The 15,502-nt window shown below is 55.6% G+C and carries 7 protein-coding genes and 1 pseudogene; 2 read left to right on the plus strand and 6 right to left on the minus strand.

Annotated features, from left to right (window positions below; all coding sequences use genetic code 11):
• On the plus strand, positions 1-2,721 hold the full coding sequence (locus tag AYI96_RS04355) for a hypothetical protein (protein ID WP_144361062.1): 2,721 nt from the start codon (positions 1-3) through the stop codon (positions 2,719-2,721).
• A 176-nt stretch (positions 2,722-2,897) separates the two neighbouring features.
• Positions 2,898-5,609, plus strand: a complete 2,712-nt coding sequence (locus AYI96_RS04360; RefSeq protein ID WP_144361063.1) for a hypothetical protein — start codon at positions 2,898-2,900, stop codon at positions 5,607-5,609.
• Between the two features lie 50 nt (positions 5,610-5,659).
• On the opposite strand, the pseudogene AYI96_RS20255 reads toward AYI96_RS04360, so the two are convergent.
• The 6 genes and pseudogenes from AYI96_RS20255 to AYI96_RS04385 form a co-directional block, all read right to left on the minus strand.
• Positions 5,660-5,839 (minus strand): annotated as a pseudogene (locus AYI96_RS20255) (hypothetical protein); the annotation flags it as partial.
• 31 nt (positions 5,840-5,870) lie between these two features.
• Positions 5,871-7,826: a BCCT family transporter gene (locus AYI96_RS04365; protein WP_039034981.1), complete on the minus strand. Its 1,956-nt coding sequence runs from the start codon at positions 7,824-7,826 to the stop codon at positions 5,871-5,873.
• Between the two features lie 663 nt (positions 7,827-8,489).
• Positions 8,490-9,521: a hypothetical protein gene (locus AYI96_RS04370; protein ID WP_144361064.1), complete on the minus strand. Its 1,032-nt coding sequence runs from the start codon at positions 9,519-9,521 to the stop codon at positions 8,490-8,492.
• Between the two features lie 279 nt (positions 9,522-9,800).
• Positions 9,801-11,693 carry a hypothetical protein gene (locus AYI96_RS04375; RefSeq protein WP_144361065.1) on the minus strand — a complete coding sequence of 631 codons (1,893 nt, stop codon included), beginning with the start codon at positions 11,691-11,693 and terminating at the stop codon, positions 9,801-9,803.
• Positions 11,694-11,699: 6 nt separating this feature from the next.
• Positions 11,700-13,622 (minus strand): hypothetical protein, encoded by a 1,923-nt coding sequence (locus AYI96_RS04380; RefSeq protein ID WP_144361066.1) that lies wholly within the window; start codon positions 13,620-13,622, stop codon positions 11,700-11,702.
• Between the two features lie 4 nt (positions 13,623-13,626).
• On the minus strand, positions 13,627-15,390 hold the full coding sequence (locus AYI96_RS04385) for a hypothetical protein (RefSeq protein ID WP_144361067.1): 1,764 nt from the start codon (positions 15,388-15,390) through the stop codon (positions 13,627-13,629).
• Positions 15,391-15,502: the final 112 nt, after the last annotated feature.

A 15,502-nucleotide genomic window follows, 5' to 3' on the forward strand; every position in this document is an offset into this window, starting at 1 on the left:
ATGTCTCAGTTCGACAAGACCCTCAGCGTCAGCCTCAATCCAGAGGATCCCGCCAGCATCGCCCTGGCACTGCTGCAATACCGGCAACACCTGAACGACGGCAGCGCCTTTCGACTCGATGGCTCCTTGCTGTTCAATATCGAGTTCGTCAATCAGCAGCTGCGGCCGCTTAACCGTGACGATGCCGGTGCCAACCGCCCCTTGTTGGAACACGCCCTCGATACTGCCCGCCGGGATCACAGACTCAGCTTTTACACCGAACCAGTACTCTTTGCCGCAGCGCTGAACTTTCCCGAGCTATTGGACGAGCTCAAGGCCACTGCCGAGGCCATGGTGGCCTTCTCCCGCCGCCGCAATGACTCCAGCGATCTCTTTATCGATGACTACAACGTCTTCGGGGTGGAAGCCCTCTACATGCTGGCCAGGCAATATCCCGAGCTGAGCCATTATCTGGCCGCCTTTCTGGTGCCTTACTGGAACTTGGAAAGCTTCTACCAACCTGTGTTACTGCTGGGCAAACTGGTGGAGGAGTTCGGCTGGCGCCGCGAACTGATCCACGCCTATCTGCACTGCGACGGCGAGCAGAATCGCCGCTGCTTTTTCCAGACCACTGAGGGTGCTTCAGTCAACCTCAGCCTACTGGAACATTTTGCCGGGCATCCGGACGATTACCCCTGGTTTAAGGCGCAGCTGCTCAAGCGTCTAAAGCAAACCCCGCTACTGGCCTATGCCAATGAACAACCGCTTGAACAAACCCAGCCGGTACTGGAGTTCTTCTACAGTCTGGGCGACTGGCCGGTAGAGGCTGACATTGACGACACTGAACTGTGGCGGGATCGGGTCAAGCAGCAATTGATCTTGGGTCGCCGGGTAGAGGATGAAGCGCTTTCCTTGCTGGCGCAGCTGAGCGAGCAGAGCCAACCTCTGGTAATAGTGGCAGAGGCCTGGCGGGAAGACGACCGTCATTGTCTATGGCAAACCGGGAAAGAGCAGGCTCTGGCAGAGGACTATGACTGGGATCAGTATGATAACGAGCCGGGCTCTGACTATGCCGCGCTATTTTATGACCTGGAAGAGCCGGAAGACTATCTCAGGATTGGCGAGCTGGAGGAGCTGGATGCCGAAGTGGGAGAGGCTATGCTGAGCGCGCTGGCCGAACTGCCCAAGAGCCTTGGCGCCTGCGCCTATGCCGCCTATCGCCTGAGCCGCCTGAACTCGCCCCACAGCTTAAGCCCGGAAGCCGACAAGGCCAACGAGACCGCGGCGCTGCTTCGCTGGCTGGCGCAGCAGTTGCCATTACAGTTTCAGCACCATATCTTCTATGAGGGCGGGGAGTACCAAAAGAAAAGGCGTGAACATCGCCTTCTCAAGAGCTGGCTCACGGATATCGACACCGAGGGCGATGTTGCCAAGATGGCTCAAATTGCCTCTGAGATACTCTATACCAGTAAGGACGGAAAGCGTATTGCACTCTTGTGGTCCAATGCCAATAAAGGATTCCAAAACGGCTTGTTGGCGCTGTATTTCCTGCTCTGCGCCCCGAAGCTCGAAGCGCCGCAGTGGCAGGCCTTAAAAACCCTGGCACAAAGGCACTGGCAGCTATGGCTGAGGTTAGATCCGCTGCAACTGATTGAAAAAATTTATTATTGCTGGGCTGACTACGCCTTCTATCCGGCCATTGATGATGAGCATATCGAGGCCGAATTGCGGCAAAACCTGCTCAAGCTGGGTGTCAGCGAGGCGCAGCTCGATGCTCATACCCTGCTGACAGAACAACAGGTGGCTGCCTATCGCCCGGCCGATAAACGCTTCTGGCAAGGTTATATCACCAGGCTGAGCCGGTTTGCCGAAGCCGACCCGGAGGATAACAGCATGATAGGCCGCCGCCTCTGGCAGCAACAGCAGCAGTTGTTGCAAGCGCTGCACACAAGCCGCGAGCTGCCGAGGCTGAACTTTTTTGGCCATCTCAAGGCCAACTTCCCCGAGACTCCTCTGCCGCAGGCATTTTTCGAACTGTTTGATCTTTGCCTGCGGCAAAGCTTCAGCAAATCATTTACCGAAGAGCAGGCGCAAAACCTCTGCCGCCAACTCAAGACTTATCTGGCATCGGGCGAAGGGCTTGAGCCCTTGACGCCCCAAGCCACTGCCGAGTTGCAGGACTGGGCGCCTTGCCGCTCGGACGACCCCGCCGATGCGGCTGAGCTCAGCGACTTTGTCTGGCTGCTGCCTGAAGCGCAGGGGCGAGCTTTGGCCCTGTTTCTCGCAGGCCTTGGAACCCAAAGCCTGTATTGGCTTCACCGGCCGAGTGTGGAGACGGCCTATGTCAACCACCTCATTGCCGAGGGTAGTCTCTCGATGGCGCAGCGCTGGGAAGATCAAAGCGTAGGACACAAGCGTCACAGCGACTATGACACTGGGTTAGCCTTTCAGAGTGCCAAGGAAAACTGGGCCCTTGGCTGGCTCGACAGCATAGGCGTAGCGCCGCAAAGCACTGTCTATTTCGCCGTAAGCCAAGGCCGCGCCCCGGCGCCCTTCCTCAGACATTTGGCCGATGAGGGCCGACTGCCGGAGACCTCGCAGCTCTTGACCATAGACGAACGTGTACGCCTGCTGAAGTTGCTGGCGCAAGCCGGGGTTGACGCCGAGCTTTTCAGCTCCTTCCTGCAAGACGAGTCTGCCACGGTACGGCAACTGGCCAAAGATTTGGCGCAAGGCTCTTAATAGCAGGCTCTTAAGGAAGGCATAGATAAAAAAGCAGTTGGGAACACCCCAATAAACAACTAATAACAGGATAACTGCCCGCGCCCTGGCTCACGGCGCGGTCGCCGGTTGTTTAACAGGAAGTGCCTTACAGGCAGCGACCGGCAAAAGCGTTAATTTAAAATCAAGGAAGCAATATGTCCCAGTTCGACAAAACCCTCAGCATCAGCCTCAAGCCACAAGATCCCGTTAGCATCTCCCAGGCGCTGCAGCAATACCGGCAACACCTGCACGATGGCAGCGCCTTTCGTCTTGAAGGCTCCCTGCTGTTCAATATCGAGTTTGTCAACGAGCAGCAGCGGCCGCTTAGCAATGACGATGCCGGCGACAACCGCAACTTGCTGGTGCATGCACTCAGCGCCGCTCGAGCGCACCACACCTTTAAATATTGCACTGAAGCCGTGCTGTTTGCCGCAGCGCTGAACTTCCCCGAGCTATTGGACGAGATCAAGGCAACTGCCGAGGCCATGGTGGCCTTCTCCCGCAGTCGTAACGACTTTAGCGATCTCTTTCTCGATGACTACAACGTCTTCGGGGTAGAAGCCCTCTACATGCTGGCCAGGCAATATCCCGAACTGAGTCATTATCTGGCCGCCTTTTTAGTGCCTTACTGGGATTTGGACAGCGGCTATACACCCGTGGAACTGCTGGGCAAACTGGTAGAGGAGTTCGGCTGGCGCCGCGAACTAATCCACGCCTATCTGCACTGTGATGGCGAACAGAGCCGCCGCTGTTTTTTCCAAACCGCCGAGGGTGATCCTGTCAACCCCAGCCTGCTGGAACACTTTAGCGAGCATGCTGACGATTACACCTGGTTTAAGGCGCAGCTGCTCAAACGTCTAAAGCAAACCCCGCTACTGGCCTATGCCGATGAACAAACGCTGGAACAAACCCAGCCAATACTGGAATTCTTCTACAGCCTGGAAGACTGGCCAGTAGAAGCGGAACTTGAAGACACTGATCTGTGGCGGGATCAGGTCAAGCAGCAATTGATCTTGGGGCACAGGGTGGAAGATGAGGCGCTGGCGCTGCAGGATGCGCTCGGCGCTGAGCCCAAGGCACAGGTTGCCGAAGCCTGGTTGATGGACGACAGGTTCGCCCCCTGGCAGCAGGATAAGACAGATACCGGCAGCGCCCAGGCAGAGCCGGAAAGTGGCAAGAGCTCCGGGCAAACTCAAGGCGACTGCCAACTACCCAGCTTGGAAGAGCTGCCTTTTTTCCTGCTTAGCCATACCTGCAAGCAAAGTGACTTCGCACAGTTGGATGCAGCCATTGCCGAGCGTCTGCCGGCGGCACTGGACAAGTTGCCGACCCACTTGGGAGGCGTCGCCTATGCCGCCTATCGGCTCGGCCGCCCCGAGTGCACAGAGGCAGAAACCCAGGCGCTGCTTGGCTGGCTGGAGCAGCATTTCCTCACTGCCTATATGCGTGTCTTCAATCGGCATGGTGGCCGCTTCAATAGCGATAATCCGCAGCATTTGATACTCAAGGCCTGGCTCACTGAGGTCAAGGAGCAGCAGGATGCTGACACTATGGCCGCCGTTGCCGAATCGCTACTTGGCAAGGATGGGGGGAAACGCGGAAGCCAGATAAGCCAGCGTCAAGCGGCCTACTGGTTGTTTTTCCCGGACGATGGTTTCCAGCGCGGCCTGCTCAGCCTGTTTTTCCTGTTAAATAGCCAACTGCCAAAGGCTCACACCGAACTGCAGATCCTGGCCCAGCGCCACTGGCAACTGCTTTTGAAACTGGCGCCTATGGTGCTTATCAGCCGCATCAGTCAGTTTTACGCAAACTATGAAGGATATGCCGCCATAGATGATCCGCAGACAGAGCAGAGCCTGCATCAAAAGCTGCTGGCACTGGGAGTCAGCGAGGCGCAGCTGGATGCCCATACTTTGCTGCAAGACAGGCGCATCGCGCGCTATGCGCCGGCCAATGAGCGCTTCTGGCAACGTTACCTGGAGCGATTGGCAAGCTTTGCCGAAGGCGATCCCGAAGATAACAGCATGATAGGCCGCAGCCATTGGCTGGCTCAGCAAAAGCTGTTGGATGCCCTAAACTATTGCGATGAAACTGCCATGCTGGGATTTATTGCCGATCTCAAGGCCTGTTTCCCGGAGCGCCCCTTGCCGCAGCAAACCTTTGAGCTATTTAACCTCAGCCTGCAACGCGGCCTGGAGCAAAAACTCAAACCGGCAGCGGCGAAGGCTGTCTATGACAAGTTACAGGCCTATTTACAAAGCGGCGAAGGCCTGGAAAACCTGACACCACAAGCCTTGAAACTGCCGGTTCTGCAAGGCTGGGATCCCTACAGCGATTATCGCGGCAAGGTTGGCGTGGCAGACTTTGTCTGGCTGTTGCCAACCGAGATGGGAGAGCGGCTGGCACTGTTTCTCAGCGGTCTTGGGAAGCGAGGGCTGCACTGGTTGGGCTGTCCCAGTGTCAGGGAAGCCTATGTCAACCATTTGGTTGCCGAAGGCCATCTGAATATGGCCGAACGTTGGCAGGATGAAGCGCTTGGGCACTCAAGCATAGGCGATGTCGATGTGAGCCTGCAACTTGAAGCCGACAAGGAATTCTGGGCGCTACTCTGGTTGGATAGGATAGGTGTGACGCCACAGGCCACTGTGTATTTTGCCATGCACGAAGGGCGGCAACCTGAGTCTTTCATTATTCACTTGGCCAGCCAACAGCGGCTGCCGGATATGTCCAGGCTGTTGACCGCAGATGAGCGCAAACGCCTGCTGGAAATCATCGCCAAGTTTGATTGTCTGACCGAAGAAAACGCAGAGCCATTCAAGCAAGATGAGTCGAGCGTCGTCAGGCGCATGCTGAATAAGTTGTTTTAAGACTAAAAAGGCGTTGCCGGTCAACGCAGTAACGCCTTTTTGAGACAGTTTCAGCTACCTTTGAGTGAGCGCAGCAACAAACCTATGCCACCTGTCAGCAATACCAGGATCACCAAGAGATCAAAACTGCTCATGCTGCGCAGGCTAAAGTGAATGGTAGAGATCACCCCGAAGATCATCGCTGTGATTGAGCCAATCGCCAATAACCAGCCAAGAATATTCTTGCCGCTTTAGGCCCGGGCGGCAAACCGGGCCATAGCGTTACGAGTCGCGGCCATTGAGGCGTTCAATGATCTGTGCCTTGGCCTCTTCCTGTGCCTGCAATGCTTCCTCTTCCTGTTTCTGCCGCATCAGCTCATTGAAGGTAATGCGGGCAGACTGGGCTTGCTCCGAGGCTTGCAGTTTACGTTCCTTCGCCGTCATGGCTTCATCTGTGAGGCGCTGCAGCTCGGCAAGTGACTCATCGGGCGCATCCCCCAATTCCAGGTGCGATTCACTGCGGCTCAAGGCTTCACGGCGCAGCTGTTTTTTCAGCTCCCAGATGGCATCCAGGGCTTCACGCTCGGCATCGGCAGCCTCTATGGCACTGTCTCGCAGCTGCTCAAACTTGGCCAGCGCCTGGCCCTCACGGCTCCAGGGATCGACCTCAGGCAGATCCGAAATATTAATCACGGGATCCTCATAACCATCCTGATGACTCAGGTCCAGCATGGCCGCCTTGACCCCGGACATCATCAGCATCACGGCTATCACCAAGAGCGGCAAACCACCGACGATAGCCGCCGTCTGCAAGGTGGCGAGCCCACCCATAAACATCAGTACCGAAGGCATAAAAGACAGGGTAAAGGCCCAGAATAGGCGGTTCCAGCGCAGTGGTTCCTCGGTGACATTGTTTTGCACCACTGACGCCAGAATATAGGAGATGGAATCAAAGGTGGTGGCAGTAAAGATGATACACAAGATCGTAAAGACTGCGATGACCAGATAGCTGAACGGCAACTGCTCCAATATCGCAAAAATTGCCCTGGTCGCCCCGTGTTCATTGAGGATACCCACCACATCCAGCTCACCGGATAACTGCAACGACAAGCCGAAATTACCCAAGATCATAAAGTACATGGCACAGCCCAGGGAGCCGAAGAAAATTGAACCGGCCACCATCTGTTTGATGGTGCGGCCGCGGGAGATCCGCGCCACAAACAAGCCCATGCTGGGCGCAAACACCAACCACCAGGCCCAATAGAAGATGGTCCAGTCCTGAGGGAAATGGGTATTCTCAAAAGTGCCCAAACCACCGAAAGGCTCGGCCCAGGTGGCCATCATAAAGAAGTTGCTCAGCATACGTCCCAGAGAATCCAGGCCGGTTTCCAACATAAAAATGGTAGGGCCGGCAAACAGAATAAATGCCAGCAGCGCCAGCGCGCCCCAGAAGTTGATATTACTCAGCACCTTAATGCCTTCATCCATTCCCTTGTAGGAGGAATAGGCAAACAGTGCAGTACACAGAAGCAAAACCCCAATCTGGCTACCCGTGGTCGATGGTAGATCAAACAGGTAACTCAAGCCTTCGTTGATCAGCGGCGCCGCCAACCCAAGCGTTGTCGCTGCCCCACCCAGCAAGCCGAAAATAAATAATATATCGATAAACTTACCGAGCTTGCCGTGACTGCGGCCTTCCCCTATGACAGGCATCAAGGCCGCCGATACCTTGAGCACAGGCTGCCTGCGAACATAAAAGAAATAAGCGATAGGGATGGCCGGGATCAAATAGATGCTCCAGGCGATGGGCCCCCAGTGGAAGAGGCCGTAAGTCGCGGCCCAGCGCACCGCTTCTTCACTGCCGGCTTGAAGTTGAAACGGCGGATGTTGATAGTAATAGGCCCACTCAATCGTGCCCCAATAGAGGATACTGGCGCCTATCCCGCCGCAAAACAGCATCGCCGCCCAGGAAGCTGTGGCGAATTCCGGCTTTTCATCGGCATCGCCGAGCTTAATCTGGCCGATATCCGAGAAGATGATGTAAATCATAAAGAAGAAGGCGGCTAGCCCAAGCGACAGGTAAGCAAAACCCAACTTATCCGTCATAAACGCCTTGGCAACAGCTATCCATTCTGCCCCTTCAACCGGAAACAGCGCCAGCGGGATCACCACCGCAAGCAGCAGGCCCAGTGCACCAAAGAAAGTGGCTTTATCTATGAGTTCGAAGTGTTTTTTCATGCTTTTGCTCTTCTGTTTGTCTCCGTTCGGGAGCTGGGATCACAGGCAGAGGCCCATGCCGGATAAAATAGGCGCAAGTCGCCATCCAGTCGATTACATTTATCCGGAAAACGTACAAAAAGTGACGTAAATCAATGAGATGTTACTTGATGATATATTTGTGTCCAGCTTGTATGGATTGCTGAATATTTCAGTAAATACGATAAAACGCTTAAGACCATAAGGATTTATGTGCTTGATTGCAAGTTTGCCCCTGTCTGGGAGGTGTCATTCATAAAAGCAAGAGATTTATAAAAGCCAAGAGACTCAAAAAGCAAAGGAGCCCACAGTCACAGAGGCCCCAGACAGACAAAGTACTAAGGAAGGTGCGAATAAGTCCTCGTGGCACTCTGGCTTGCACAGCAACTGGCGTTCAAGGCATCTGACTGAAGGCATGCCGGGGCCTGTCGAAGTCGGATAACGCAGAAAGCCGGTTGCTGTGAAAGCCCCAAAGGGCGTGGCTTACAGACCTGTCTGCTGTGTTGTGCTTCTTGCAAAGGACTAGGCCATTTGCTGCGAACCACGCCTTGCATCCAAGCCCGTAAGCCGACGCAGAGCACACATGGGACTTGTTCGCACCTTCCCTAACAACCAGCAAAACCAGGCTGCCAGTCTGCCGCTTCGCTACTGCTTCAGCTTCACCCAGGCGGCCTGGGTATCACGACTGCTTCTGGGGTCCTTTGGCACCAGCCAAAGCAGCATCATATTCAGCAGTGAAGTCGAGAGCGTGGCTCCCCAAAGCAGCATCAGTGAGATGCTGATAAGGATATAACTGACGTAGGAATCTATTGAGGACAGGGCCAGACTGATCACCACACCACTCCCGGGTAATAACAGTAGAGTAATAAACAGCATCAAACATACCGTCTTGGCGACTGACCACCCCAGATTACGAGCCCTGCGACTGATAATCCTATAGCCGAAATAGAGGCTGGGCAGTAACCAAAACATGATGAGCGTTCCTGTCCCCTGCCCTTCAAGCCGCAGCAAAGACCGCAACGCAAAAGCAGGAGAACCGGAAGTTTGCACCATAAAGGTTAGCCATCCGAGAAACAATCCGTTGCAAAGCCCCAGTATCATGCTGCTGCGAAAGAAAGCCAACGCCGGCGTCTGACGATCGGGGGCGCACCCCTTACGATGCGCCAGCAAAGGGTGTTCAGGTTCAACGTTTACCAAGGGAGGCCGAAACAGGTAGATCAGTAACTGCACCACCAGCCAAACAACAGCGCAGCCCAAGGCAAACATCAAGCCCAGCCAAGGCATCATCTTGTCAAACTGAAGCATGCTCAGTAGCTTTGGGTAGGAGAAGCCGAACAGGATGTTCACCAATGCCAGCGGCACACCGCACCAATACCCGAACGCCCGTCGCCCTATAGCAACATGCGCTGCCAGCAACCCCGCACCTATACTGAGTTGTAGCCCAGTTGCCAAGATAGCCAACAGTGAAATAAAGAAGTCGACCTCTCGAATTGCCAGCAGCAATGAAGGTGAGAACATGTACACCAGTTGCCACTGATAATGGATAGCCAGCATGGGCAGCAGCGCAATAAAATAGCGACTCCGGTCGCGGGCTTTTTCTGCCCCGCCAAACTCTGGCTCAACAAAGAGATCGCTAATCACCCTCGCCATGCTGTTGGCCGATTGTCTCAATCCCATTGCTCATCCTCCTCGAAATGCTTGCCAGTCAGAACAGTCACCAATCCCTTGGATGAACTCAACTCGGCAGCCCAAAGCCGTTCGGTGCCGCCTTCAGCGAATGGACGCATCTGCAATAGAGGAGAACCGGGCCACCTATTGCAGACTTTACTTTCAGCAACCTGGGGCCCAATTCGCCCCCCTGGGCGTATCTCTCTGGATACGGGGCAAAATCCAAAATCTCAATCACAAAACAACCCTTTGTTATTTATGATAATTACCCCTGAATTAAGCATCATTTCATTGATAATCATCTTCATCCTGATGGCTCATTTCATATGGCAGGAGGCGGTTAAAGGCCTCGCCGTCAGGGGTATCGGCATACTTGCCGAGCAAGGTATCCAGATTGCCATCCTGTTGAAAAAACAGCTCATGATCGACATCGATACAGTTGAGGTATTGGGCCACCAGCGGCAGATATTGGCTGCCGGCCAAGCCCAATTGCAACGCACAGTCGGCCAGTGCCGGCTTGCTGATATGTGGATCGCTGTAACAGTAATGGAGCCGCTCATTGGCAATGAATAGCCCCAGCAGACGCGCCATATAGTTCCGGCCCTCCAATTGGAAGGCCACAGCCTCAAAGAAGCGCGCCTCATCCCAGCTTTCGGCGGCATCATAAAAACCGAGGCGCAAGTCTTTACCCGACTTTAGCGATTCAAAATCTGTCAATGCCCGCAGCACCAGCTTGTCCAAGGCCTCAAGCCTCGCACTCGCTGACTGCAGATCCCTGACTTCGATTCGCGAAAAACCAAGCAAAGGGGGAATTGTATCCTGCTCCTGCGCCTGGGCATGGAAGCTGCTCCATTCTGTCTGCTGTAATTGCACAGCAAAGCTCGCGTCCATGGCGGCGGGCGCTTGGTTCATCTGGCTGGCCAGATCCAAAGTGGGGTTGGGATTGACGCGCCACAGATAATGCCAGTCGGTCAGCAAAGCTCCCTTGCCGAGGAGTTTCATGCCCTCCTCGTCGTATAAGTCATCTTCGCCATCCGGGAGGTACAAGGGTGAGCGCCACTGCCCGTCCAGAGAAACCTTGCGGGTCGCGCCGCCATGCCAGCCAAGCCAAAGTGCCGCTTCGTCATCGCAGTAGGCAATATCATCCAGCTGGAGCCAGAAACGCCCCAGCGCCTCTTGCCAGTCGAGATTGTCGACATCGGCCGGGGCCAACAGCATGTCGGCGTCATCGGCCAGTTGCTCGCAGGTATATTGACGCACGCAAAAACGGCCTATCTCGCGGCCAAGGCGCAAGTCGATGCGCTGCAACTGATACGCCAGCGCCTCGGTTTCAGCATCGGCTACCCGGCTCAACTCCATGGCCGGCAGGGTAAGCTCACCGCGCTCACTGTCCAGCGCCAGGGCACACTCCCAGAGCGCTTCATTCCCCGGCGGATTGGGCAGAGGCATGGCCGCCACCTGCAAGAGCTCGGAATAACGGCCCTGCCATTGAACTTGGCTAATGTTATTACCTACGGGGTCACTACCTACGGGGTTACTGCCCACAAGATCATTGCCGACGACAGCCATAGGGTCCAGCCGCAGCAAAAACTGCCAGGCCTGGGACCGACGACGCCTACTGCGGTGACAATGCAGGATCAAACTGTTATCCGGCCCGGCATAGAGGCGATCGGTAAAACTCAGCCCCATGCTGTCCGGCAGTCCGGTCTCATCGACCTCGGCCCAAGGGCTGCCCTGATTATCCACCTCATCATTCAGCTGCATGGCAGCCGAGGGCGAGAGCTCCCTGTCCTCCAGCCAGTGCCAGAGCATTAAATCGTAACAGCAGCGCCGGTCATTTTCGCCCAGTGATGCCAGGGTTCGGCCATCACTCAATACCGCGACTTTGAGATATTCCATCCCGGTATGAGCCAAAAACTCCTGCTGCCGACGCGCCAGATCCACCAAGTAGATACAGCCCTGCTGATCCCAGATAACGCAGCTCTGCTCACGCCCCGGCACCCCATGAAAACAGCCACTGACCTGCATAGTGCCCTCGGCCATGGGAAAGTCTGTGCTCCAGACGAGCCGATAACCCGAGCCCGTATCTGCCGCTTCATAGAGATACAGGCAAGGGCAGCCATTGTCCGCATCGATATAGATGAGTTTACCGTCGCCAACCGGCGAACTTGTGAATGACATATTTCTTTATCCTTTGCTCAAAAATACCAGCGACTGCCAGTTATCGTCGTCATAGTCGCCTTTCTCGGCCAGCTTAAACTCCGGGTCGTTATAGGGGCTTGGGACCGCCGCCAGGAAAGCCGCCAACTGTTGCGAGCCCTGATGTTCGGCAAAGATCACTTTCAAGGTGCGATTGATATGAAATGGATGCACGGGTAAGGCACTGAGAACATTGAAATAGTCCGCGAGTTGCGGCAGTGCCTGCCTGTACTGGCTGAGCGCCAAGGCAGCCTCGGCCAGCACTGGCTGTCCCTTGGCTCCCAGCAAGCATCTGGCCTGGGGCAGACGGCAGTATGCCGCCAGGATGGCCGCAATCAACTCAGGCCCCTGCTCCAGACGCACGGCATAGTGGAAGAAGTCGTACTCGCTGTGCCGATTCCCCAAACCATCAACAAAGGCAAACCAGAGCCTGCCAGGCTCAGTAACCGCACTATGGGTTATTTTCTGTTTCAAGCGGCCAAGCCAGCCGGTTCTGGTTGCTACAGGGGCTCTGGCTGTTACTGAGGCTAAGGGCGCTCCGCACGCCTCCCCCAAGCTCTGCTCCAATTTGGGCAGCACCGCCAGTAGTTGCTGCAAGAGTTGCAGCCTGCCTTGATTTGATGTCAGATCGTCACAATAGAGAGTCACCCTGCCACTGGGGCAAGGCTCGGCCTGCAGTTGGCTGGGAATTTGCATAGGCTTGGGTTGATAGCTGCGGCAATTGAGCGGGCACTTTTGCTGTTCGGCAGCCAGCAGGCTCTGGGGCACAGCAGCTTGGGAGCCGATGTCGACCGAGTAATGACTGGGCTCATCGAGATCACCGAACGCCAACCAGAGCCGCCCTTGGTCGACACCCTTGATCATGACCAGATCATCACCATAGTGGCTCAAGGGCCGCCACTGCCCCGCCGCATCTTGGCTGCCCAGTTGGTACAGAGGGGAAAGCCTCTCGCCCTCCGGCGACACCTTTTGTACCACACCCCCTTTCCAGCCCAGCCACAAGACTTGCTCCTGCTCGCAAAAATAGCTGGAAGTCAGGCTGTTGAGCAGTTGCTGCCACTCGTCGTTATCCTGGTGGGATATCTCACCGGCGGCAATCCGCTCCAGCGCCTCCTGAACCGCTTCGGCATCATATTCATCACAAATATCGGCCATGGCCAGCAAGCGCACCCCGGCATCAACTTGACGGCCAAGATTCATATCTATCAGCTGCAACCTGGCTTCGTAACGCACAGGCTCGCCCTCGGCCTGATGACGGCTCACCCCATCGGCGGCCAGGGTAGTGATAAGGCCGTTGGCACGGTTCTGGAACCAATAATCTCGCGGTGAAACCTGCACTGGAGCCGGTTTCCCCGGCAGAGGCTGTTCGGACCAGGTTTCGTTTGACGGGTCAAAATACACCAGTTGCTGAAAGCGGAAGCGGTAACCCTCATGATCATTGCAACCATAGAAGGCCACGCGTCCATCCCGGGTCAGAATCAGTGACTCAGGCTCGATTTCGGCGCTCACAGGCCAATGCTGTACCGGCTCCATGGCCGCGAGATCGACCTTGAGCAAGCTGTGGCCGCGGCGCGCAGCGATGCCCACCCGCCCGACCACCCACAGGGTCTGGTTATGGCTATCGAGCCAGGCCCCGGGGCTTCCGGTGATTTGTAAATCCAGCACCTGTTCACAACTGCGCGCCTGATAGTCGCAGACAAAAAGCAGTCCATTTTGGCCCAAGGCCAGAAAGCGAGTGTCATCCAGCCACTGCAACAAGGCCAGCTCGCCATCCTCGGTTCCCGGCAACTCACATTGCCACAACAGGGTGTCGGCCTCGGCAGAACTCTGGATAACCTGAATAAGTTCAGGGCCGATAAAAAACAGCTTGGCCTGTTGCAGGCGGATATTGGTTCTTACATTGGCATTCATTGAGTTATTCCTGTGATTTGCAATCAGGCGGGGAAATCGGCCAGGACAAATCCTGGACAAAACGGCGATATTGGCGGCGCTTGAGCAGCCCCTGGCAGTGGCGCCGTTGAATAAGCGGCACTGAGTGCTGTTGATGGAAAGCCGCGCCTGGAACATCAGCCAGCATATTAAAATAACGAGCCAACAAAGGCAGATAAGCTATGTCATCACCGGCCAGCGCCAGCACTGTGTCCGACAAGGCCGACTTGTCGGCGCCGCTGCGCAGACTTGCCGCATCCGGATAGGCCAGCAGCTTCTCAACGGCTTCTGCCAACAGCTCGGCACCGCCCGGCACAGCTATCAGCGCGGCCACAAACTGCGCCTCGGTCCATTCACGGCCATGTCTGTCGCTGAAACGCCACTCCAGGCGCTCACCCTTGGCGCTGTTTGGTAAGTCGGCCAGGCGACTGACCATCTCTTTGGCGCTGCCCAGCAAACACTCCCCCAGCTCCAGATAATCGGCCTCAATAAGATTGAGTCCCGCCTCACCATGGGCCAGGCTCTGCTGCTCACTCATCACCAACTCAGGTTTAGGCCAGAAATAACAGGGTAAACTCTGGCACTCGGCTTCCCCAGGCAGCATGGGCCTGACAGTGCTGGTATCCAGCGCATATATCTTGAACCCCACCAGCAGCAAACGATTGGCCGTAGGTGAGGTCAATTGATAGTCATAGTGATCAAAGGCTACCAGGGCAAAGGGATTGGCTTCGTCGCCGGGGAGTGGGCATTCGTTGGCGCGATAGCGAGGCGACACCGCCTTGAGGCGGAAGTGTTCCTCTGGCGCCAGATAGCCCTTCATCAGCTCGCCACTGCGCCAACTCAGCCAAAAAGCGGCTTCATCCCGGCAAAGGCGGATACCGCTCAGCCCGTCAAACAGGCTTTCGAGTGCATCAGTCAGCTCATCTTCATCACAGGTATCTTCGCCGCTCCTGAGCGACTCAAGCAAAGTGGAAAACTCATCCGGATCCAACAAGCCATCATGACTGTCAAACCAAAGCACCGGCTGTTGCCAAAGCACATCAAGGGATTCGAGAGCTACCAGTTGCAACTGCAACCCAATGCGTGGACTGTCACCGCTCTCATCCAACAGACACTCAGACACAGGCAATAAGGCCAACTGCCGCTCAGGGCAAAGGTGTATACTCGGGTAACGGACGCCTTTAAGCAGCGGTTTGCCCTCAATCCGGTGAAATTGGCTCTGGCCATCGACCACATTGATGCACCAGAAGCCATGCTCCCGCTGCGCCAGAGAGCCGCATTTACGCTCATAGAATAAAAAACAACCGTCACGGCGCCGCACCATGGTGCTGCCAAGGCGGCGATTATCCAGATATTCAGGCAAGCAGATATCGTTAATCGGCCGCCAGTCGGCCAGCGACCAGCCCAGAAGACAGGGATATTCATCATCCCCTCTTGGCTGCTCGGCCACATACCAGAACTCGCCTCTGTCTTTATCCAGCCAACCATGACCATAGATGCCGACATTTGGCAGATTGACCATCAGCCGAGGCCCGGTTTCGATATCACCGGCATAGATCTGCCCGGAGCAGGTGGCGACCACAAATTCGCTGTCGCTGTAGAAGGCGCTCAGCACCACTTCATCCTCGGCCTGAGGCAACTCATACTGCCAAAGCAATTGCTGACGGCCATCAGCCAGCGGCGTCAACAGCTGCAACTGCGGGGCGCCGGCCTGCTTCGGGGAATGTAATATCCATTTGGCAGCTGTCATTTGAGACTCCTGTTGTTAACAGTAAAGAGATAGCCACGTCCGTATATCGAAACGGCATGATGAAATAGCCCCAAAGCACCCATCAAACATAAAAACAACTTGGCATGGCTAA

This window comes from Shewanella sp. MSW (assembly GCF_007636515.1).
Lineage (GTDB): Bacteria > Pseudomonadota > Gammaproteobacteria > Enterobacterales > Shewanellaceae > Shewanella > Shewanella indica.

What these genes read in the sequence shown, in the direction of transcription:
- AYI96_RS04375 (WP_144361065.1), bottom strand. Translation starts at nt 11,693, where the DNA reads ATGTCATTCACAAGTTCGCCGGTTGGCGACGGTAAACTCATCTATATC.
- AYI96_RS04355 (WP_144361062.1), top strand. Translation starts at nt 1, where the DNA reads ATGTCTCAGTTCGACAAGACCCTCAGCGTCAGCCTCAATCCAGAGGAT.
- AYI96_RS04385 (WP_144361067.1), bottom strand. Translation starts at nt 15,390, where the DNA reads ATGACAGCTGCCAAATGGATATTACATTCCCCGAAGCAGGCCGGCGCC.
- AYI96_RS04370 (WP_144361064.1), bottom strand. Translation starts at nt 9,521, where the DNA reads ATGGGATTGAGACAATCGGCCAACAGCATGGCGAGGGTGATTAGCGAT.
- AYI96_RS04365 (WP_039034981.1), bottom strand. Translation starts at nt 7,826, where the DNA reads ATGAAAAAACACTTCGAACTCATAGATAAAGCCACTTTCTTTGGTGCA.
- AYI96_RS04360 (WP_144361063.1), top strand. Translation starts at nt 2,898, where the DNA reads ATGTCCCAGTTCGACAAAACCCTCAGCATCAGCCTCAAGCCACAAGAT.
- AYI96_RS04380 (WP_144361066.1), bottom strand. Translation starts at nt 13,622, where the DNA reads ATGAATGCCAATGTAAGAACCAATATCCGCCTGCAACAGGCCAAGCTG.